The organism is Blastomonas sp. (assembly GCF_046294995.1).
In the GTDB taxonomy this organism is placed as follows: Bacteria; Pseudomonadota; Alphaproteobacteria; order Sphingomonadales; family Sphingomonadaceae; genus Blastomonas.
This window is the reverse complement of the sequence record NZ_JBKBOG010000001.1, coordinates 936,041-957,208: the sequence shown is the minus strand read 5'-3', so window position 1 is coordinate 957,208 and position 21,168 is coordinate 936,041. Positions and strand designations below refer to the sequence as shown.

23 protein-coding genes are annotated in these 21,168 nt (G+C 63.9%); 12 read left to right on the top strand and 11 right to left on the bottom strand.

All coding sequences use genetic code 11. From position 1 onward, the window contains the following. Positions 1 to 41: 41 nt before the first annotated feature. Positions 42 to 764: a transcriptional repressor LexA gene (gene lexA, locus ACK4R0_RS04505; RefSeq protein ID WP_409670786.1), complete on the top strand. Its 723-nt coding sequence runs from the start codon at positions 42 to 44 to the stop codon at positions 762 to 764. A gap of 38 nt (positions 765 to 802) precedes the next feature. Next, a complete protein-coding gene (locus ACK4R0_RS04500; RefSeq protein WP_409670783.1) occupies positions 803 to 1,252 on the top strand; it encodes a YaiI/YqxD family protein in 450 nt (149 codons plus the stop codon). 76 nt (positions 1,253 to 1,328) lie between these two features. On the opposite strand, the gene ACK4R0_RS04495 is transcribed toward ACK4R0_RS04500, so the two are convergent. The 3 genes from ACK4R0_RS04495 to ACK4R0_RS04485 form a co-directional block, all read right to left on the bottom strand. Next, entirely contained in the window at positions 1,329 to 2,018 is a 690-nt protein-coding gene (locus ACK4R0_RS04495) for a GntR family transcriptional regulator (RefSeq protein ID WP_409670780.1), read from the bottom strand. Positions 2,019 to 2,134: 116 nt separating this feature from the next. Continuing rightward, positions 2,135 to 2,536, bottom strand: a complete 402-nt coding sequence (locus tag ACK4R0_RS04490) for an ArsR/SmtB family transcription factor (RefSeq protein WP_409670777.1) — start codon at positions 2,534 to 2,536, stop codon at positions 2,135 to 2,137. After that, on the bottom strand, positions 2,533 to 3,162 hold the full coding sequence (locus ACK4R0_RS04485; RefSeq protein ID WP_409670774.1) for a peroxiredoxin: 630 nt from the start codon (positions 3,160 to 3,162) through the stop codon (positions 2,533 to 2,535). The genes ACK4R0_RS04490 and ACK4R0_RS04485 overlap by 4 nt, the downstream gene beginning before the upstream one ends. Positions 3,163 to 3,267: 105 nt before the next feature. Here ACK4R0_RS04485 and ACK4R0_RS04480 point away from each other — a divergent pair, with 105 nt between their 5' ends. The 8 genes from ACK4R0_RS04480 (at position 3,268) to ACK4R0_RS04445 (ending at position 11,873) form a co-directional block, all read left to right on the top strand. Beyond that, on the top strand, positions 3,268 to 4,185 hold the full coding sequence (locus ACK4R0_RS04480) for an MBL fold metallo-hydrolase (RefSeq protein ID WP_409670771.1): 918 nt from the start codon (positions 3,268 to 3,270) through the stop codon (positions 4,183 to 4,185). Positions 4,186 to 4,220: 35 nt separating this feature from the next. Then, positions 4,221 to 4,637 carry a YeeE/YedE family protein gene (locus ACK4R0_RS04475; protein ID WP_409670768.1) on the top strand — a complete coding sequence of 139 codons (417 nt, stop codon included), beginning with the start codon at positions 4,221 to 4,223 and terminating at the stop codon, positions 4,635 to 4,637. Then, a complete protein-coding gene (locus ACK4R0_RS04470) occupies positions 4,634 to 5,044 on the top strand; it encodes a DUF6691 family protein (RefSeq protein WP_409670765.1) in 411 nt (136 codons plus the stop codon). The genes ACK4R0_RS04475 and ACK4R0_RS04470 overlap by 4 nt, the downstream gene beginning before the upstream one ends. Positions 5,045 to 5,078: 34 nt before the next feature. Further along, complete coding sequence (locus tag ACK4R0_RS04465; RefSeq protein WP_409670762.1) at positions 5,079 to 6,668, top strand: TIGR01244 family sulfur transferase; 1,590 nt, start codon at positions 5,079 to 5,081, stop codon at positions 6,666 to 6,668. 3 nt (positions 6,669 to 6,671) lie between these two features. Further along, positions 6,672 to 8,453: a SulP family inorganic anion transporter gene (locus ACK4R0_RS04460; RefSeq protein WP_409670759.1), complete on the top strand. Its 1,782-nt coding sequence runs from the start codon at positions 6,672 to 6,674 to the stop codon at positions 8,451 to 8,453. A gap of 127 nt (positions 8,454 to 8,580) precedes the next feature. Next, positions 8,581 to 8,874 carry a hypothetical protein gene (locus tag ACK4R0_RS04455; RefSeq protein WP_409670757.1) on the top strand — a complete coding sequence of 98 codons (294 nt, stop codon included), beginning with the start codon at positions 8,581 to 8,583 and terminating at the stop codon, positions 8,872 to 8,874. Positions 8,875 to 8,967: 93 nt separating this feature from the next. Further along, positions 8,968 to 10,527 (top strand): DHA2 family efflux MFS transporter permease subunit, encoded by a 1,560-nt coding sequence (locus tag ACK4R0_RS04450; protein ID WP_409670754.1) that lies wholly within the window; start codon positions 8,968 to 8,970, stop codon positions 10,525 to 10,527. A gap of 11 nt (positions 10,528 to 10,538) precedes the next feature. Continuing rightward, on the top strand, positions 10,539 to 11,873 hold the full coding sequence (locus ACK4R0_RS04445) for an alkaline phosphatase PhoX (RefSeq protein WP_409670751.1): 1,335 nt from the start codon (positions 10,539 to 10,541) through the stop codon (positions 11,871 to 11,873). Between the two features lie 34 nt (positions 11,874 to 11,907). Here ACK4R0_RS04445 and ACK4R0_RS04440 read toward each other — a convergent pair whose 3' ends face one another. From ACK4R0_RS04440 to ACK4R0_RS04405, 8 genes are all read right to left on the bottom strand, one after another. Beyond that, positions 11,908 to 12,408 (bottom strand): DUF6702 family protein, encoded by a 501-nt coding sequence (locus ACK4R0_RS04440; protein WP_409670748.1) that lies wholly within the window; start codon positions 12,406 to 12,408, stop codon positions 11,908 to 11,910. Next, entirely contained in the window at positions 12,405 to 14,801 is a 2,397-nt protein-coding gene (locus ACK4R0_RS04435) for a M1 family metallopeptidase (protein WP_409670745.1), read from the bottom strand. Before ACK4R0_RS04435 ends, ACK4R0_RS04440 begins: the two co-directional genes overlap by 4 nt. Positions 14,802 to 14,939: 138 nt before the next feature. Beyond that, complete coding sequence (locus ACK4R0_RS04430) at positions 14,940 to 15,719, bottom strand: Coq4 family protein (protein WP_409670742.1); 780 nt, start codon at positions 15,717 to 15,719, stop codon at positions 14,940 to 14,942. A 141-nt stretch (positions 15,720 to 15,860) separates the two neighbouring features. Then, positions 15,861 to 16,046, bottom strand: coding sequence for a PLD nuclease N-terminal domain-containing protein (locus ACK4R0_RS04425; protein ID WP_409670739.1), 186 nt, complete (start codon positions 16,044 to 16,046; stop codon positions 15,861 to 15,863). 65 nt (positions 16,047 to 16,111) lie between these two features. Then, the gene (locus ACK4R0_RS04420; RefSeq protein WP_409670737.1) at positions 16,112 to 17,281 is read right to left on the bottom strand and encodes a zinc-dependent alcohol dehydrogenase; all 1,170 of its coding nucleotides are present in this window, start codon (positions 17,279 to 17,281) and stop codon (positions 16,112 to 16,114) included. Between the two features lie 45 nt (positions 17,282 to 17,326). Next, the gene (locus ACK4R0_RS04415; RefSeq protein WP_409670734.1) at positions 17,327 to 17,947 is read right to left on the bottom strand and encodes a hypothetical protein; all 621 of its coding nucleotides are present in this window, start codon (positions 17,945 to 17,947) and stop codon (positions 17,327 to 17,329) included. 151 nt (positions 17,948 to 18,098) lie between these two features. Then, entirely contained in the window at positions 18,099 to 19,097 is a 999-nt protein-coding gene (locus ACK4R0_RS04410) for an HWE histidine kinase domain-containing protein (protein ID WP_409670731.1), read from the bottom strand. Continuing rightward, entirely contained in the window at positions 19,087 to 19,845 is a 759-nt protein-coding gene (locus ACK4R0_RS04405; RefSeq protein ID WP_409670728.1) for a Crp/Fnr family transcriptional regulator, read from the bottom strand. The genes ACK4R0_RS04410 and ACK4R0_RS04405 overlap by 11 nt, the downstream gene beginning before the upstream one ends. A gap of 140 nt (positions 19,846 to 19,985) precedes the next feature. Between ACK4R0_RS04405 and ACK4R0_RS04400 the strand changes: the two genes are divergently transcribed. Further along, positions 19,986 to 20,378: a response regulator gene (locus tag ACK4R0_RS04400; RefSeq protein ID WP_409670725.1), complete on the top strand. Its 393-nt coding sequence runs from the start codon at positions 19,986 to 19,988 to the stop codon at positions 20,376 to 20,378. 63 nt (positions 20,379 to 20,441) lie between these two features. Beyond that, entirely contained in the window at positions 20,442 to 21,149 is a 708-nt protein-coding gene (locus tag ACK4R0_RS04395; protein WP_409670722.1) for a DUF4142 domain-containing protein, read from the top strand. Positions 21,150 to 21,168: the final 19 nt, after the last annotated feature.

Genomic DNA, 21,168 nt, shown 5'->3' with positions numbered 1-21,168 from the left:
GTTCGACCGCCGACCCGCCGGCGCAGAAAGGAACATCCAGCATGCTGACCCGCAAACAACACGATCTGATCCGCTTTATCCAGGTACGGCTGGAGGAAGACGGCATTTCGCCCTCGTTCGAGGAAATGAAGGAGGCGCTGGACCTCAAGTCCAAATCGGGCGTCCACCGGCTGGTCAGCGCGTTGGAAGAACGCGGCTTCATCCGCCGCCTGCCCAACCGGGCCCGCGCGCTCGAAATCCTCAAACTGCCCGAAGCCAGCGTCAAGCCGCGCGCCAAGGAACTGGCTGCAGCGGCGGCTGCCAAGACCGACGCGGCCAAGAGCAACATCGTCAGCATGGAAGCCGTGCGCAAGGCCCAGGCATCGGTTCCGGCCAATAGCAACGTTCTGGAAATCCCGCTGCACGGCCGGATCGCTGCCGGTGTGCCGATCGAGGCCTTCGAGGGCACCGAAATCCTTCCCGTGCCCGCCGCGCTGCTGGGCAGCGGCGAGCATTACGCGCTCGAAGTGTCGGGCGATTCGATGATCGAAGCTGGCATCCTCGATGGCGATTTCGCGCTGATCAAGCGCACCGAGTCCGCGCGCGATGGCGAAATCGTGGTTGCGCTGGTGCGCGGCGAGGAAGCAACGCTCAAATATCTGCGCCGTGAGAACGGCCGCATCCGGCTCGATCCCGCCAATGCGTCCTACGATCCGCAATTCTATGCGCCGCACGAGGTTCAGGTTCAGGGCAAGCTTGCCGGACTGCTGCGCCGCTATCACTGATCTGTCGATGTGGGTGAATGCCGGGCAAGGAGCAGTGCATGAATATCCTGGTCGACGCCGACGCATGCCCGGTGAAGGATGAGATCTACAAGGTAGCGCTGCGCCATGCCGTGCCGGTCATGATCGTCAGCAACAGCCCGATCCGCGTGCCCGACCATCCGCTGATCGGCCGCACCGTGGTCAGCGACGGGTTCGATGCGGCAGATGACTGGATCGCCGAAAGGGCAGACCCCCGAACGGTGGTGGTCACCGCCGACATTCTGCTGGCCGACCGCTGCATCAAGCTGGGCGCCGTGGTGCTGGCCCCGAGCGGCAAGCCCTTCACCGCCAACTCGATCGGCAGCGCCGTCGCCACCCGTGCGATCATGGCGGATCTGCGCGCGGGCGGGGATATCGTCGGCGGACCTGCGCCGTTCAGCAAGGCCGATCGGTCACGCTTTCTCCAGACGCTCGACGAGACCCTCGTCCGCCTGAAACGCGCGGCATAGTCTCGGCGGTTCGGGGGCAGCAACGCTTCGGATCACACACCGTACTCGCCAACCCCGGCGCACCGGCAGGCAATCGCTAGAATGACGTCACCAGCGGCATGATTCCGGGAATGAGCGCCGCACGGGCGTGCTGCCGCATCAACTGCTCGGCCTCCTCTGCCCGGCCTTGCAGGATCGCCCGCCCGACCGCCAGATGCTCCTGATGCGCCGCCGCAAGGTGTCGCCAGGCGGTATCCAGATCGTCCCAATCCATCGCTAGCGCAGCCGCCGACGCGAGCGGCAGGTGGTTGTTGCGCGACAATGCGACGCCGATGGCGCGGTTACCGCTCGCACTGATGAGCAGATCGTGAAAGGCGAGATTGTAACTGTAGAACCGGTCGATGTCCTCCGGCTCCATCTGCCCGGAGGCAAACAGCGCATCGCCCTGCGCCAGGCAGGCGCTCAGCTTGCGGGCAAACGCCGGGTCGATCGGCCGGCTGGCGATGATCCGCACAGCCAAGCCTTCGAGCACGCCGCGCACCTCAATGGCATCGTCGATCTGCGCGGGGGTCGGCCCGCGGGCGGCATAGCCGCGCGCACCGACACGGCAGACCAGACCTTCCTGCTCCAACGTGCGAAGCGCGGTGCGCACCGGCATCCGCGAGACGCCGAACCGTTCTGCCGTGGCAATTTCCGCGATCCGCGTGCCGTCGGCGATCTCGCCCGAAACGATCATCTTGCGCAGTGCAAACAGCACGCGCTGGCCCGGTTTCATGCGCTTGTCCATCGGCGGTTTCATACGCCATGGTGAGGCCTCGGCAAGCCCTGAATGTTGGTTGCCCTCTGCTTGCACCCCACGCTCAGGGCCGCGCCTGTCCCCTGCCCCGCTGCCGTGCGGCACGATCACCCGATCCTGGCAAACCCTGCCGCGCCGCTGGGGACCCGTGCCAAAGGTTCGACGGCGGCCGCCGTGTGCAGCGCGGTTTGCAGCGCGGCTGCCGGATCATCCGTGCCCCCCATCATCGCTTCCATCGTCCGCAGGCACAGCGCGACGTTCTCGTCTGCCAGCGTATAGAAGACCTGCTTGGCCACCCGGCGGGTGCGAACCAGCTCGGTGCGGCGCAACTCTGCCAGCTGCTGGCTGAGCGCAGGCTGGCCGATCCCGGTCGCTTCATCGATCTGACCGACGGTCCTCTCCCCTGCCAGCAGCGACGACAAGATCATCAACCGCTGCGGCTGGGCATAAGCGCGCAACTTCTCGGTCATCGCTTCTGCCAGCGCCCGGCTCTGGTACAGCGCGGTCATGTTGCCGCGACCTTCTGGCAGAACCAGTCCGCCGCGCCCTCGGCAGGTTGCCCGGCCGGGTCGGGCGCGCGCAAAAGGTCGTCACCGGGCTGCCAGCCTTCGGGGATCATCACCGATCCGTCATCGGACCGCTGCAATGCCGCCAGCAGCCGCAGCATCTCGGCCACCGATCGCCCGACATTGTGCGGGTAGGTGGTGATGGCGCGGACGACGCCGGTGGGATCGATGAAAAAGGTGGAGCGCATCGCCACGCTGCTGCCAGCGGAATCGTCGATCATGCCATAGGCCCGCCCGACCGCCATCGAGGGATCTTCCACCACCGGAAAGCTGATGCTGACGCCAAAGCTGTCACGGATCGCGCGCAGCCATGCATGGTGCGCATACAGGCTGTCGACCGAAAGGCCCAGCAGCGCGCAGTCCATCGCCTCGAACTGCGCAGCGGCACGCTGCATCCCGATGAATTCGGTGGTGCACACCGGGGTGAAATCCGCAGGATGCGAGAAGAACACCAGCCACCGGCCGCGAAAGTCGTGCAGCGCCTTTTCGCCTTGGGTGGTGCGTGCGGTAAAATCGGGTGCGCCATCGCCGATGCGAACCGGCGGAACGGGGTCGGTGGACATATTCATGCGTTCGATCTCTCACGAAGCGAGGTGCCAAATCAATTGGCTTGACGATCGACCCTTAATTAATTACATACTTCTTGTAAATATGAATTCGAGAAGGATTGCCCCATGTCCGACCCCGCCCTCGCCTCTGCCACTGCACAGATAAAGACCGCCCAGACCGGCGTTCCGATCATCAAGTCGTTCTTCGACAAGGCCACCAACACGGTATCCTATGTCGTCCACGACTCAGTATCCCTGCGCGGAGCGATCATAGACAGCGTGCTGGACTATGACGCCGCATCGGGTCGCACCTCCTTCTCTTCGGCAGACGCGATCATCGCTTATGTCGGGGAGAAGGAGCTTGCGATCGATTGGATGCTCGAAACGCATGCACACGCCGATCATCTGTCTGCCGCACCCTATCTGCAGCAGAAGCTGGGCGGCAAGATTGCCATCGGCGCGTCGATCACGCTGGTGCAGAACGTGTTCGGCAAGCTGTTCAATGCCGGCACCGAGTTCGAGCGCGACGGAAGCGATTTCGATGCCCTGTTCCACGATGGCGATCACTTCCACATCGGCAATCTCGATGTCACCGTGCTGCATGTTCCCGGCCATACGCCGGCCGACCTTGCCTATGTCATCGGTGATGCGGTGTTCGTCGGCGACACCATGTTCATGCCCGATTACGGCACCGCGCGCGCAGATTTTCCCGGTGGCGATGCGCGCACCCTGTTCCGCTCGCTGCGCCGCATCCTTGAATTGCCTGGCGATACCCGGCTGTTCATGTGCCATGACTATCTGCCCGAAGGGCGCGAACATTTCGTGTGGGAGACGACGGTGGCCGAACAGCGCGCGCGCAACGTGCACGCACATGACGGTATCACCGAGGACGAATTCGTCGCCATGCGCGAGAAGCGCGATGCCGGGCTGGATATGCCCAAGCTGATCCTGCCCTCGATCCAGGTCAACATGCGCGCCGGCCATCTGCCAGAGCCCGAGGCCAATGGCGTGCGCTACCTCAAGATCCCGCTCGACACGCTGTGACCGGACCTGTGATCTTGCCTGGATTTCCGGATGCAATGCCGCTGCAGGGCCTGGTCGGCGGGCTGATGATCGGCCTGTCGGCCGCGATCATGCTGCTGGCGCTGGGGCGGATTGCTGGGGTCAGCGGACTTGCCGCACGCGCCACCTGGCTTTCGCAAGGCGGCGCTCCGCGCGGCGTGGCGATCGCGTTCATCATCGGCCTGCCGCTGGGCGCACTGCTGGTCAGCGTGATATCGGGCGGCATTCAGGCAACCTTCCCGGCCAGCCCGTGGCCGTTGCTGATCGGCGGATTGCTGGTCGGCTTCGGCACCCGGCTGGGGTCGGGCTGCACGAGCGGGCATGGCGTCTGCGGCATGTCGCGCCTCTCGCCGCGCTCGCTGTTTGCCACCGCCATGTTCATGACCGCCGGTTTCTTGACTGTCGGCCTGCTGCGCCTGGGAGGATGGCTGTGAAACAGACCGCAATCGCGCTTGCCGCAGGGCTGATCTTCGGCGCTGGCCTGGCCATTTCCGGCATGGCCGATCCGCAGCGGGTGCAGGCGTTCCTTGATCTGTTCGGCGCTTGGGACCCGACGCTCGCCTTTGTCATGGGCGGGGCGATGATTCCGATGGCAATCGCCTGGCGCATCCAGCGCCGGATGGCCGCGCCGGTGGCAGTCAGCCGTTTCGAACTGCCGGGAACCAACAAAATCGACCGCAAGCTGGCGATCGGCGCGCTGATCTTTGGCGCAGGCTGGGGAATCGGCGGACTGTGCCCCGGCCCCGCCATCGCAGACCTCGCCATCGCCCCGGCGTCCGCCGCGACGTTCATTGCCGCGATGCTGGCAGGCATGGCGGTTCACAGGTTCGCGCTACGATAAAGATATGCCGCCAGCTGCGGAACGGGAGAGTAATATGCAGATCACCAGACTGACCGACCGCATCAGCGTTTCGCCCCAGATCGCGCCGGGCGATGTCGCAGAACTCGCTGCGCTTGGCTTCCGTGCGATCATCTGCAACCGCCCCGATGACGAGGAGCCAGGGCAGGTCTCCGAGGCGACCATATGTGAAGAGGTGACACGGCACGGAATGGCCTTTGCCTATGTCCCTGCGGTGTCTGGCGCCATCACCGCTGCCGACGGCGAGGCGATGGCCAATGCGCTTGCGACCCTGCCCGCACCGGTGCTCGCTTATTGCCGCTCGGGCGCGCGTTCGACCAAACTGCATGAGATGGCGCAGGGCGCCGCCCAACCGGCCCCTGCCCCGTCGGTTGCCACCAGAACCCATGACGTCGTGATCGTCGGTGGCGGCAGCGCGGGTATCGCCACTGCCGCCAGCCTGCTCAAGCGCAATGCGCGGCTGGATATCGCGATCATCGAACCGTCCGAGGTGCATTATTACCAGCCCGGCTGGACGATGGTCGGCGGCGGCATCTTCGATGCGCCGTTCACCCGCCGGTCGCAGGCCTCGGTGATGCCCGACGGCGTCAAGTGGATCCGCGCGTCTGCCAGCGGCTTTGCGCCCGAGGACAACCGCGTCATCCTGTGTGACGGCAGTGATGTGCACTATCGCGTGCTGGTCGCCTGTCCGGGTATCAAGCTCGATTGGGATGCGATACCGGGGCTGCGCGAAACGCTGGGGACCAATGGCGTGACCTCGAATTACGGCTACGACCTTGCGCCGTACACCCGCCAACTGGTCGACGGGCTGAAGGGCGGCCGCGCATTGTTCACCCAGCCGCCGATGCCGATCAAGTGCGCAGGCGCACCGCAAAAGGCGATGTACCTCTCGTGCACCCGCTGGGAGAAATCGGGCGTGTTGCCCAGCATCGACGTGCAGTTCCACACCGCTGGCGCCGTGCTGTTCGGCGTTCCCGCCTATGTCCCGGCGCTGATGGAATATGTGGATCGGTATGGCGCGCATCTCAATTTTGAATCGAAGCTGGTGGCGATCGATGGCCCGGGCGGGCTCGCGACATTCGAGCAGAAGCGGGGCGACACGGTGACCCGGGTCGAGGAGCGTTTCGACATGATCCATGTCGTGCCGCCACAGACCGCGCCCGATTTCATCCGGTCAAGCCCGCTCGCCGCCGCATCGGGGTTCATCGATGTCGACGAGGCGACGCTGCGCCACAGCAAATATGCCAACGTCTTCGCGCTGGGCGATGCCTGCTCGGCCTCCAACGCCAAGACCATGGCCGCCGCGCGCAAGCAGGCGCCGGTGGTCGCGGTCAACGTGCTCGCCGCGCTTGAAGGCAAGCCACCGGTCGCAGATTATGACGGCTATGGCAGCTGCCCGCTCACGGTGGAATCGGGCAAGATCGTGCTCGCCGAATTCGGCTATGGCGGCAAATTGCTGCCCAGCTTTCCCACCTGGCTGATCGATGGCACAAGGCCTTCGCGGCTGGCATGGTTACTCAAGGACACCATCCTGCCGCCGGTGTATTGGCATGGTATGCTCAAGGGGCGTGAATGGATGGTCAAACCGCACACGATCGGCAGTTGACAGGTGCGCCCTCCCGCCAACTTTGCCCGCTATCTGCCGGTGCTCGAATGGGGCCGGGGCTATAACCGCACGATCCTGACCAACGATCTGGTTGCCGCCGCAATCGTCACCATCATGCTGATCCCGCAGAGCCTGGCCTATGCCATGCTCGCAGGCCTGCCGCCCGAGATCGGCCTGTACGCCTCGATCCTGCCGATCGTCGCTTATGCGCTGTTCGGCACCAGCCGCGCGCTGGCGGTCGGGCCGGTCGCGGTGATCTCGCTGATGACGCTGACCGCAGCGAGCAGCATCGCCCCGCCGGGCAGCGCCGAATTCATCGCAGCGGCCTTGGTGCTCGCCTTGCTGTCGGGGGTGATGCTGATCATCATGGGCGTGCTGCGGCTGGGCTTTCTCGCCAACCTGCTTTCGCACCCGGTGGTCTCCGGGTTCATCACCGCATCGGGGCTGATCATCGCGACCAGCCAGCTGAAATCGATCCTCGGAATCCAGGCCAGCGGCGAGGCGATGCCCGAGCTGGTGGCGACGCTGCTTGCCAACCTCGCCAGCATCAATCTTCCGACAGTGATCATCGGCGTTACATCAACCGCGTTCCTGTTCTGGGTACGCAAGGGTCTGAAGCCGCTGTTGATGAAGGCGGGCCTCAAGGCGCGCACCGCCGACCTTACCGCCAAGGCCGGGCCGATCGCCGCGGTTGCGGTATCGACGCTTGCGGTGGTGCTGCTCGATCTCGAAGCGCAGGGGGTTAGGGTCGTCGGCCAGATCCCGCAGAGCCTGCCGCCGTTCACCGTGCCGCTGTTCGATGCGGAACTGTGGCAACGGCTCGCCATCCCCGCATTGCTGCTCAGCGTCATCGGTTTTGTCGAGAGCGTCTCGATCGCGCAGACACTGGCCGCCAAGAAGCGCCAGCGGATCAACCCCGACCAGGAGCTGATCGGGCTCGGCGCGGCCAATGTCGCCGCCTCGTTCACTGGCGGCTATCCGGTCACCGGCGGCTTTGCACGCTCGGTGGTGAACTTCGATGCGGGGGCCGAGACGCCTGCCGCCGGCGCCTTCACCGCGATCGGCATCGCCATCGCGGCGCTGTTCCTGACCCCGTATCTCGCCTCGCTGCCGATCGCGACGCTGGCTGCGACGATCATCGTCGCGGTGCTCAGCCTCGTCGATTTCAAGACACCGCAGCACATCTGGCGCTATTCCAAGCCTGATTTCGCCGCGATGGCCGCCACGGTGCTGGTGACATTGCTGGCCGGGGTCGAGCCGGGCGTGATCGCTGGAGTCGGCCTGTCGCTGGCACTGTTCCTGTGGCGCGCATCGCGGCCGCATGCCGCCATCGTCGGGCGGGTGCCAGAGACCGAGCATTTCCGCAACATCAAGCGCCACGACGTGCTCACCGACCCGCGCATCCTCACGATCCGCATCGACGAGAGCCTGACCTATCTCAACGCGCGCTGGCTCGAGGAGTTCGTGCTCGAGCAGGTCGCAGAGCATCCGCAATTGCGTCACCTCATCCTGATGTGCTCGGCGGTCAACGGCATCGATGCCTCCGCGCTCGAGAGCATCGAGGCGATCAACCACCGGCTCTCCGATGCGGGGGTCCAGCTGCACCTGTCGGAGGTCAAGGGGCCAGTGATGGACGCGCTCGAACGCTCGCACCTGCTCGCGGACCTGACCGGCAAGGTCTGGCTGTCGCAGAACGACGCCTTTTCGCAGATCATCCAGCAGATGCTGCGATCTGATGATCCGGACGCAGCAGCGGACCCTTATCTGTCCAGAGGGCTGATCTGACCGACGGGCGCGAGGGGCCGATCACCGCATTTATCCGCCATTCGTCGTGGCCGGGTTGCCCGACCCGGCAAACACCGATAGTCCTTCCACTCATGACCCTCATTGCGAAACAAGAGCGTTGACCAGCATGACGAAGAAAACGGCCGCCGCCAATTGGCTCGGGCTTGTCCGTCGCAGGACGGCCGCTTTGATCGGCGCGGCGTTTCTCGCCAGTACGCTGGCCAGCCCAGCCCTTGCAGCGCCCGATCCGGGCAAGAAAGCCTGTGCGCAGGAAGCGCGCACGCTGTGTCCCGCCGAGATGAAATCGATGAGCCGCAAGAAGGTCGAGGCCTGCATGATCGCCAAGGTCGAAAAGACCTCCCCGCAGTGCAAGGCGGCGATGTACCGGATCAAGGCGGAGCGCGAACAGGCGCGCAACTAGACCCGCAAGCCCGGTGGCCCCGGTTTTCGCGTTGACGCTCCGACCCCAACAATCCTTTGGCAACCGCGCGCTGCCTGCGTTACGACGAGCGCTATGAGCCAGGCAGAAACGTCCAGTTCCCGTTTGCTGCCGTGGTTCGGCTTTCTGTTCATGTGCCTCGGCATGTTCATGGCCATTCTGGACATCCAGATCGTCGCGACATCGCTTCCTGCCATCCAGCAGGCGCTGGACATGACACCCGACCAGATGATCTGGGTGCAAACCGCCTATCTGACAGCCGAAATCGTCGCGATCCCGCTGACCGGATATCTCACCGCAAAGCTGGGGATGCGCTGGCTGTTTGTGATCGGCGTTTCGATATTCACGCTAGCATCGGCAGGTTGCGGGGCCAGCGACAGCTTCGAGGCGCTGATCGGCTGGCGGATCGTGCAGGGCTTTGCCGGTGGCACGCTGATCCCGGCGGTGTTTTCCGCCGTTTTCCTTCTCTTCCCTGCCAGGTCGCAGGGCCTGGCGACGACGATCGCCGGGGTGGCTGCGGTGTTCGCGCCCACGGTCGGCCCCATCGTCGGCGGCTGGATTACCGAAACCTATTCCTGGCACTGGTTGTTCCGCATCAACATCGTGCCCGGCGTGCTGGCCGCGATCGGCGCGACGTTGACCCTGCGCGGCGAGGCCAGCAATGCCCGCTGCGCGCGGTCGATCGACGTTCTCGCGCTGGTATTGCTCGCTGCTGGACTTACCGCGCTGCAGATCGGGCTCAAGGATGCGCCGACGCTGGGGTGGCTGTCCCCGCAAATTGCGGCGCTGCTCAGCGGCTTTGCCGTCTGCGCGATATGGTTCGTGCGGCGCACTTGGCATTCGGCGTCTCCGCTGGTCGAGCTGCGCTGTTTTGCCGACCGCAATTTCGCGGTGGGCTGCGGGCTGAGCTTTATCCTGGGCGCAGGCCTGTTCGGGTCGACCTATCTCATGCCATTCTTCCTGGGGCTGGTGCGCGAACACAATGCGCTGCGGATCGGCGAGATCATGCTGGTCACCGGCATCGCGCAACTGCTGGCGGCGCCGGTCGCGGTGTATCTCGAGCAGCGCGTCGGCGCGCGCGCGCTCAGCCTGTTCGGCTTCGTGCTGTTCGCTGCAGGTTTGCTCGCCAGCACGGACCAGACCGCCGACACCGATTTTGCCGAGATGCTCTGGCCGCAGATCATGCGCGGCGTCGCCACCATGTTCTGCCTGCTGCCGCCCACGCGCATCGCATTGGGCTATCTCGCGACCGAGAAGGTGGCTGACGGCAGCGGCCTGTTCAACCTGATGCGCAACCTTGGCGGCGCGATCGGGCTGGCGCTGATCGACACGACGATCTTCAGCCGCGCCGCGACCTATGGCGCCGACATCGCCGCCAGGCTGCAGGCGGGCAGCGTCGAGACCGCCGTCAAGATCGGTATTCCGCGCGATGCCTTTCTCGAACAGATCGGTACCCCGCCCGACGAGTTTACCGAGGAACTGGTCCGCCCATTGGTAGAACGACAGGCATTGGTCGATGCCATCAACGACGCCTGGCTGCTGATCGGGCTGTTGACGGTGCTGGCGGTTTTTCTGGTATTCCTGATCCGTCGTGCCCCGGCTAAAGGTGCGCCCGCGCAGGCCAACGTAAAATGAAGGACATGAGTATGGATCGCCGCGAATTCGGCATGGGGCTTACCGCCTTGGCCTTCGCCGGGTTGGCCGGGTGCGCGTATGCAGGACGCGGGTCGCGGACGACGGATTCATCGCTCCTTCCCGATCCCGAAGGCCTGCTCGATCTGCCGCCGGGCTATGCCTATCGCGTGATCTCCCGCGCCGGTGACCGGATGGACGACGGGCACGTGGTTGGCGACCGTGCCGATGGCATGGGGTGCTTTGCGCTCGGCAACGGCCGTGTGGCGCTGGTTCGCAACCACGAACTGCAGGTCAAGCATCACGGCACCGGTCCGTTCGGCAGCCGCGCGGTGGCGCTGGCCTATGACCGCTCGGGCGATAGCCGCGCGCTGCCGGGTGGCACATCGACTTTGGTCTATGACCTGCGCAGCGGCAGGGTCGAGGCGCAGTACCAGAGCCTTGCCGGGACCATCCGCAACTGCGCGGGCGGCATCACCCCCTGGGGCAGCTGGCTGACCTGCGAGGAGGATGTGACCCGCGCGGGCAATGGCGTTGCCCGCGACCATGGCTGGGTGTTCGAGGTTCCCGCCGCACACAAGGGCCTGGTGGATCCGGTGCCGCTGACCGCGATGGGGCGCTTCAACCACGAGGCCGCCGCGATCGATCCGGCGACAGGCATCGTCTATCTGACCGAGGACCGCGACGATTCGCTGTTCTACCGCTTCCGGCCCGCAGCGCGCGGACAGCTCGCCGCGGGCGGGCGGCTGCAGGCGCTGGCCTTCGTCGAACCGGGGCTGGATGATACCCGCAACTGGTCCGGGATCACATTGGCGCGCGGGGCGACGCGCCCGGTGCGCTGGATCGACCTGACCGGCACCGAGAGCCCCGAGGACGATCTGCGGCTGCGCGGTCATGCTGCGGGCGCGGCCCGCTTCGCGCGCGGCGAAGGCGTGCATTTCGGCAACGGATCGATCTATTTCTGCTGCACGTCGGGCGGCGCGGCCAAATTGGGCCAGGTGATGCGCTATGTCCCCAGCCGCTTCGAGGGCAATGCGGACGAACGCTCATCTCCCGGCATGCTGCAGAATTTCGTCGAATCCGACGATCCCGACCTGTTCAACTTCGGCGACAATCTCACCGTCGCGCCCAATGGCCATCTGGTCGTTTGCGAAGACCAGTATACGCTTATCAAGAACAATCATCTGCGCGGCGTGACGCCGACAGGTGAGCTGTACACGCTGGCGCGTTGCCGCATTCAAACGGAACTTGCCGGAGCATGCTTCTCCCCGGACGGATCGACGCTGTTCGTCAACCTCTACAGCCCGGCGATGACGCTGGCGGTCACCGGGCCATGGACCAGAGGCTAATGGCCGCCTGGCTGAGCGGACTCGCCGGGACCGCTCAGCGCAGCGTGACGACTTTGGCCTCGCCACCGGCAAAGCGCAGCGTCTGGACGTACTGGCCCTGGCGGACGACGACCTGGTTGATCTGGCGCGGATAGATGTCGCGCAGGATGGTCGATCGCAGCTCCAGCGCTTTTGTCTTGCCGGGCAGCGTACCGGTATAATCCACCCGAACATCGCGCACGCCGACCTCGACCGACGATACCGCAAGCGGCACCGCAGCCCCGTCAGCCGAGACGCTGAAATGCGCGAGCAGATAGGTCTTCAGTTCCTCGATCGCCTCAGGGTCGTCGAGACTGGTCTGCGCATCGGGGGCGATCTCGGCCAGCGCAGGTTCGAGGTCGTGCGCCTCGAACCGGTGCGATACCGTGACGACGCCATCGTCGCCCAGAGTCACGACGCTCATCGCGTCATGCCCCCGGTGCGCGCCCGCCTGCGGGGCGAGCGTTGCCATTCCGATCAGCGCCAGTGCGCCTGCAAGCGAACGTCTGCGCATCATTTCGGCGGCGCATCATAGGTGCGCAGCGAATCCGGCAGCACCTTCATGTCCGAATCCTTCATGCGGTTCTTGGCATCCTCGGGTGTGTCGATTCCCAGCGTCTGGGGTGCGATCTGGCCGGTATAGACATTGTTCGACCGGTCGGCATCTGCAGTTTCCCAAAGCGGATCGACCTCGGCCCGGACCAAGGTCTTGGTCGTCACGAACTGCCAGGTCACCGCCTGCTGGTTGTAACGCCACACCTCGGCCGGAATCCTCGCGGTCTCGCTCGATCCATCGGTGAAGTCCATCTTGAGGATCACCGGCATCACCAGCCCGCCGCGGTTTGAGAAGCTGAACCGGTAGAAATTGTCTGTCACCTGCCGCGCCGCTTTTTCCTCCGCGGTCAGGTCGGCGAAGGTTTCGGATGCCTTGCGCTTGTCGGCAGCGGTGGCATCGAGCGGATCGATGCTGTCGTAGAAGTCCCGCGTTGCAGGATCCCGCTCGACGACGGTTCGTTGGCCGGCGTTGCGCTGGGCGGTGAGCGATCCGGGCTCGGCGTCGCGCTCCCGCTTGCGGGCGGCAGCCGCTGCGGCCGCGTCTGCAGGTTCAAGCGTCGCGCGCACCACCTTGTCGAGCGAAATGTCGACATGGTCGGTCGAATAGAACCAGCCGCGCCAGAACCAGTCGAGATCGACGCCCGAGCTTTCCTCCATCGTGCGGAAGAAGTCATAGGGCGTTGGGTGCTTGAACCGCCAGCGCTCCGAATACTCGCGGAAAGCGCGGTCGAACAACTCGCGGCCAAGCACCGTTTCACGCAGGATGGTGAGCGCGGTTGCAGGCTTGCCATAGCCATTGGCACCGAACTGCAGCACCGAATCCGATTGCGTCATCAGCGGCATCTGGTTGGTCGACAGCATGTACTCGGCGATGTCCTTGGGCTCGCCGCGCCGCACGGGGTAATCCTTGTCCCACAGCTTTTCGGCCTGGAATTGGAGGAAGGTGTTAAGCCCCTCGTCCATCCACGTCCATTGCCGCTCGTCCGAGTTGACGATCATCGGGAACCAGTTGTGACCGATCTCGTGGATCACCACACCGATCAGCCCGTATTTGGCGCGCTCGGTATAGGTGAGGTTGCCTGTCTTCTTGTCCTTCACCGGGCGCGGCCCGTTGAAGGTGATCATCGGGTATTCCATCCCACCGACAGGACCGTTGACCGACTGCGCCACTGGATAGGGATAGGGAAAGGCGAACTTGCCATAGACGTCGATGGTGTGCGCGATTGCCTTGGTCGAATACGCATCCCACAAGGGCCGCGCCTCCTTGGGGAAGAAGCTCATCGCCATCACCAAAGGCTGGTCGGCATAATCCTGGCGTACGCCCAGCGCGTCCCACGCGAACTTGCGCGAGGAGGCCCAGCCGAAATCGCGGACGTTTTCAGCCGCGAACACCCAGGTCTTCTCGCCCGAGGCCTTGCCCCGCTCTGCAGCCACAGCCTCGTCCGGCGTCACGACATAGACCGGGCTGGCGGCCGACTTGGCCTGTTCGAGGCGCTGTCGCTGCGCAGCAGTGAGCGCCTGATCGGGGTTCTGCAGCACGCCGGTCGCCGCGACGACATGGTCGGCGGGAACGGTCAGCGCGACGCGATAGTCACCGAACTCCAGCGTGAACTCGCCCGAACCCAGGAACGCCTTGTTGTGCCAGCCCTCGTAATCCGAATAGACGGCCAGCCGCGGAAACCACTGCGCGCCTTCGAAGATGCAATTGCCGTCCTCGCCTGGCTGGGTGAAGCATTCATAGCCCGAACGGCCGCCAACAACCTTGTTCTCGACCATCGGGAACGACCATTCGATGAAGAAGCTGGTCTCGCCGCCGTTGGGGGCGACCGCCTGACCCAGATCGATCCGCAACAGGCTGTCGACCACGGTGAACGGCAGGGCGCGACCGTTGGCATCGCGGACGGCGGAGATGGTGAAACCGCCTTCCCACTCCTGCAGCCTTTTGACCCGGCGCACTTCTGCCAGGCTGATCTTGTCGCCCGAGACCGTCTCGGTCATCGCCGCGATCGAGCCGCGTTTGTAATCGTTCTGGTCGAGCAACAGCCACAGATACGGCAGCGCATCGGGCGAGTTGTTCTGGTAGCGCACGGTCTGGGTGCCGCTGACCGTGCGCTTGGCCTCATCGAGCCGCGCCTGCACGTCGTAATCGACCTTCTGCTGCCAATAGCGATAGCCCGGCGCGCCCGAGGCGTTGCGATAATCGGTCGGCGTCGGCCAGTCCTCGCCCTCGAGCTGACGGAACTTGTCCTCGTAATTGCCCTTGGTCTGTTCGACGGGCGCGGCCAGCGCAGGCCAGGCGAGACAGGATACCGCGCAGGCAAGCGCGGATGCGGACGTGGAGAATTTGCGGCGCAAGGCGACCCCCTTATTCGGGGCTTGCTGCCCCGGTCTGTTTATGGCCGACAGGAATGTGACACTATAGCATGCGCGTCAATGGGTGAACGTGCAGGTGTCGCGCTATCCGTCGCAGGGGTCCCCCATGGGCTAGAGATTTCAGGCCGCCTGGGCCTTGCCGAGCAGGTCGTAGGGATCGATCCCGCGTGCCTTGAAGCGGTCGTGCGCCAGGCCATAGAATTTGGGCGGGGTAATGTTCAGCCGCTTGCGCGCCTCTGCCAGCGGCTCGGCGAGCAGCGACGCTATCGACTGTTCCGAAATGCGCGGACAGGCCCGGCCAAGCGCGCGCGCTTCGTTGATCGCCTTGAACACCGGCGCATCGCTGCGGATCGTCCGCTTCATGTTCAGCCCGCCCATATAGGCAATGAAGATATTGCCAGGCGCCGGGTTCTGACCGTAGGTGAACGCCAGCACGCACTGCTCGCCCAGCGCGTCGCGGCCATAACCGGTGAGCACATGCAACAGGTCGTGCGTGTCACGCAGCCGGTTGACGTACCATTCGATCAGATCGCCATAGCGACGGCCGCGCTGGAACCGGTCATATTCCTCGACCAGTCCGGCAGCGCTCAGACCTTCGCGTTCCATGAAATCGACATAGGCATGCGCGACGCTGCCCTGCGGCATCGCGCGCAACCGGACATGATCGTCCAGCAGGTCGGGGAGGTAAGGCTCGTCGGCCCGCAACTTTTTTCCGAAATCGCCGTACACGAAGGCGCGCGCCTCATCGACGAGTGCCATGCGCGGCAGACACTGGAAGATGTGGAACACCTGCTCGGTGTCTTCCTTGTCGGCGATCAGTTTGCGGAAATGATGCATCGCCTTGAAGGGCCGGAACTTCGGAACCGGACGATCGGGGTGGCGGAATACGGGTTCGGTCATAATGGCACCTGATCAGCAGCAGCCGGACATACGCGCTTACACAGGTGTAAATAGCATAGGGCCGATCGCGTGAAAACCAGGCAAACGTCTTGCGGTCTTTCGAGCGGGACCGCCGGCCCCGCTCGGTTTGACGTCAGACGATCAGAGAGCCGCACCACCACGCTTGGGACCGATGAAGAACCATGCGATCAGACCGATGACGGGAAGGATGAGAATGACGGCGGTCCACAGCAGCTTGGCTCCCATCGAAGCGCCGCTCGACCAGACGCTGAACAGCGCGATGATGTCGAGCACGAGAATGATGAGGCCGAAAATGCTGTAGTCCATGATGCTTCTCCAGGGGTTCGCAGGCAAGGATTTGCGCCACTCCTCCTCCCTACGACTTGGCGCCCTCAGGGTTGCAATACGACCTTGGTCCATTCGTCCTGATTGTCGCGGAAGTTGCGATATCCATCGGCGGCCTGGTCCAAGGGCAGCCGGTGGCTGATCAGGAAGCTGGGATCGATGACGTCGCGCTCGATCAGGTCGAGCAGCTCGGCGGTGTATTTGCGCACATGGGTCTGGCCGGTCTTGAGCTGCAATCCCTTCTGCATGAACGCGCCAAGCGGGAAGTGATCGGCCTGGCCGCCATAGACGCCGGGCATCGAGACGCGTCCGCCCTTGCGGCACGCCATGATCGCCTGACGCAGCACATGCGCGCGATCCTGCGGCAGCCCCACCGTCTGCTTGATCCTGTCGGAGATATTGTCGATCGACATCCCATGCGCTTCCATGCCGACGGCGTCGACCACCGCATCGGGACCCATGCCGCCGGTCATCTGCTTGAGCGCGTCGAGGACATTGGTCTCATGATAGTTCAGAGGCTCTGCGCCGAGACTTTCGGCCAGTGCAAGACGTCCGGGCACGCCGTCGATGGCGATGACCCTGCCTGCACGCTGCTGAAAGGCGCTGAGGATGGTGAACAGTCCCACCGGACCACAGCCCCATACCGCGATCGTATCGCCTGGCTCGATATCGGCGTTGATGGCGGCCATCCATCCTGTCGGCAGAATGTCCGAGAGGAACAACAGCCGGTCGTCGGGAATATCCTCGGGCACGACCATCGGCCCCACATCGGAATAGGGCAGTCGCACATATTCGGCCTGTCCGCCGGCATAGCCGCCGGTGAGGTGCGAATAGCCGAACAGCCCGGCCATAGGATGCCCGAACGCCATTTCGGCCTCTTCCTGGTTTTCGACCGGGCACGAATTGTCGCAGGCGCTGTACAGTTCCTTCGAGCAATAGAAGCACTGCCCGCAGAAAATGGTGAACGGCACCACGACCCGCTGGCCAACCGCAAGCGTGCTTTCCTTGCCCACCTCGACGACGCGTCCCATGAACTCATGGCCCAGAATGTCGTCTTTCTCGACGCGCGGAATGACTCCGTCATACAAATGCAGGTCCGATCCGCAGATCGCGGTCGAGGTGACCTCGATGATCGCATCGCGCGGGTTGACGATCTGGGGGTCGGGCATCTGGCGGACCTCGATCTTGCCTTTGCCCTGGAATGTGGCTGCTCGCATTGCGTGTTCCTTTGTCTGTGTCTGGCGCTGGTCGGGCGTAAGCGCTCAGGCCTCGTCCCGCCGGTCGGCATAGCGCGCGGTGGCAATCTCGCCGGTCTCGACCAGCATCCTGATCCGGCGCAGATCGCGCAGCAGGCCCTTTTCGACCTTCGTCTCGAGCATGGCATCGGTCTGCAGTCCCTGGCGGAAATCACCCGGCTTGACCGCCATCACCGCCTCGACCGCGGTTCCCTTGCCGGAATTGTCGGTCAGGCGTATCCGCCCGTGCATGTCGGCATATTCGGGGCCTTCGGATCGCCAGACCAGCAAGCCATCGTCCTGGCTGTCGATAAGCCTCAGCATCAACGGCTTGCCCGCCATCTCGCGCAGACTGTCGGAAGGAAGCAGCTGCCCGGGCTGGTTGCCTTCGGGGAACGGAAGATATTCCATCGCGCTCCAAAGCTCGGGCAGCGAACGCCAGGCCTCGACGATCTGCTCGGGCGTCGCCTGAATCGTCACGGTGGCGCCTGCAACCCGATAATCGCCAAAACGCCCTGCATGGCGCGCGGTGCGCGCAGGCGCGGCGTCATGGTTGGCGGCGGCGCGGTTTTTTTGAAGGATCAGGGCCCCGCTGGCCGAGGCGAATGCGGCTGCAAGCCCGTAACGGACCCAAGTGGAAAATGTCATCTCTGGCGCAGTCCCTTTGTCACATCATGGTGACACGGCGCCCGTCAGGGTTTGTCGGGGGGTGGGAAAAGGCACCGTGTCGCCATTGCGTCTAGCGCACGACAAAGAGGCGCTTCATCACATGTGTTGGGATTTCGCGGGTAATTTTGCCTCAACTGTCGCCCTGCTGGGCTCGGGCCAGCGGAATGCTGGCATGAAACGCCAAGCCTCCGGGCTTCATTTCCAGCGCGGTGCTGGCGTCCAGCTCGTACTGGATCGCGCGCTCGAGAAAATCGCGCGCAAGCGCTGGCGGCACGGCGGAATCATCGCCCAGGCCGCGACCGCCTTCCTGCCAGTGGAATTCGAGAACCGGTGGCTCGATGTCGTCGGCAACGGTCCAGGATATCGCCAGCGTCAGCGCGTTGCCGCTTTCGACGCGGCACGTGACCGCATGGCTCGCCAGCTCATGTACCGCCAGCCCAAGCAGGTTCGATGCCTTGATGCCCAGCATCATGTCGGGTCCCGAAACCTTGACCAGGCTTTCGTCCTGCAACTGGTACAGCAACAGTTCGTCGAACACGATATCGCGCAGGTTGACCAGCCCGGTGGGCGACCGGGTCGACAGCGACTGGGTGCGGGCGAAGGCGTTGAGCCTGCCGTCGAACGTCAGCAGAAACTCCTCCATCGTTTCACAATGGTCTGCTGTGCGGCGCGATAGCGCACGGACCGCGCCGAGCATGTTGCGGACCCGGTGCTGCAGTTCGGCCAGCATGAGTCCTTCCTGATCGCGCAGCCGCTTCAGATCGTCGATATCGGTCGATGTGCCCAGCCACTCGATGATCGCGCCATCGGCATCCAGAACGGGTCCGGCCCGGGTCTTGTGCCAGTAATAGCGATCCTCATCGGCCTTGAGGACACGAAACTCGACCTCGAAGACGTTCTGCTCCGGCGCTGCGCGCCAGGCGGCTTGTGCCGCTTCGCGATCATCGGGGTGGACGACGGCCAACCAGCCGTCCCCGATATAGTCTTCCTCCGTCTGGCCGGTAAACGCCTGCCATTGGTTGCTGGCCCAAAGCCATGCGCCATTGCGCTGGGCACGCCACACCAGCAACGGCAGGGTGTCGATGAAGTGATTGAGGGTCTGCACCGGACCCGACCAGCTAGAGCGCATACTGGCTCTCCTGCTTGGAATCCGACTGGCCATCATCATCGCAGATCCTGAGATAGCCGCTGTCGAACAATGCGACGCTTTTCAGCTGGGGCCAGTCGAGTATCGTCAGCATCTTGTGTTCCAGTTGAATAAGGCCTTCGCGGCGAAGGTCCTGCAGGGTACGGTTGACATAGACCGGGGTCATGCCGAGAAGTTCGGAAAGCTCGCTTTGCGTAAGGTGAAAGGCGCAATCCCATCCCTGGGTCAGGCGCGACCCCCGCTGCCGGGTGTACAGCTCGCACATCAGGTGTGCCAACCGCTCGCGTGCGGTGCGCTGGCCGAGCGAGGTCGAAAGCTCTCGCTGGATCGCTGCGGAAACATGCATGTCGCACCATAACGCGTTTTCGAGCTCTGGATGCTCGCGCCGCGCGATGTCGAGAAAATCATCGTCCAGCGTGGTCAACGAGACCCCGGTCAGCGCAGCGATGCTGTGGTCCATGGCCTTGGCGAGGTGCCCGTTGATGTCGAACAGATCGCCGGGCAGCAGCACTGACAGAATCTGCCGCCGGCCATCCTCGAGCGTCTTGTAACGGATCGCCCAACCCTTGAGCAGAAGGTGCAAGGGACCTGTCCCGTCGCCTTGGCGCAGCAGGTCGGTCCTTGCCTCGATATACCGGATATTGCGCGCGGCCAGCGTCTCGAGCCACTGCTCGGTGGCATCCTCCAACTCTCCAAAAGCACGCAGCTTGTGGGTTATATGCGGAGTCAACGCAAAGCCTTCCAACACACCGTGAACGGGAACTTACGCACACGGTGCGAGTATGTTGCATGGGTGTAATGCCTTTCAGGGTGCAGCTAATCGGGTGGTCGATGCTACATACGAACTTGCAGGGATGCCGTGTCCTTCTGGTGGAAGACGACTTTCTGATTGCGGACGACTTCGCCCGTAGGCTGGCGTCCGCCGGTGCCGAGGTCATCGGTCCTGCAGCAACGTTGAGGGCCGGGCTGGCGTTGTACGAGACGTCGGGCACGATCGATGTCGTCATCCTTGATATCAACCTGCGCGGCACGCCGGTGTTTCCGCTCGCCCATCGCCTGACCGAAGACAAAGTGCCGTTCCTGTTCTGCACCGGCTATGGCGAAGAGCCCATCAGCGCCATCTTTGCCAATGTGCCGCGTTTCGAGAAACCGACTTCGCAGCACGGCTTTGCCCAAATGATCGATCTGATCAAGCAGATGCAGCTCACCTCCGACCACCGCCCCTATCGCGCGGCCGCGACATCGCAGCACTCTCCTATGTAAGTTCGCCGACCTGCGCGTGCGGCTAAGGCAGCATCCTCAACTATCAGTCGAGAGGATACGACAATGCGTACCACTGTAATTCTGGCGGCCGCCCTGATGGCCACGGCATGCGATACCCCAGACAGCCAGCAGGCCGACCGGGCGGCAGCCGATGGTGCCATGACCGACGACAACATGATGGCCGACGGCCAGCCCGGCGCAATGGCAGCAGGGGACACCATGGCTGGCGAAAACGTGCCCACCGATGCGTATGTGACCCGCGCTGCGATGTCCGACATGTACGAAATCGAGGCCGGAAAACTCGCTGTGAAGAATGGCGAATCCGCCGAGACCCGCCGGTTCGGCCAGATGATGGTCAATGATCACACCAAATCATCCGAGGATATGAAGTCGGTGCTGGCCAGCGCCATGCCCAATGCTACGCCTCCGGCCCGGCTTGATGCAGAGCACCAGCAGATGATCGATCGCCTGAAAGCTGCCAATGGCGCGGCATTCGATCGCGAATATCAGACTCAGCAGATGATGGCCCACCGCAAGGCTCTCGCGCTGCACGAGGGTTATGCCGCCAACGGCGACAATACCGAACTCAAAGCCTTCGCGCAGAAGGTCACACCGGTCATCCGCAAGCACCACGATCAGGTCAACACCATGGCCGGTGCCACAGGGGCAGCCGCCGCTGGTGCGAACACCGGCTCGACCACCGGCCAAGCGAACAACCGCCAGGGTACGACCAACCAGAGCGGAGCTGCGGGAACGCCTCCTGGTCAGTAATCTGGCGGTCTATCCTTGC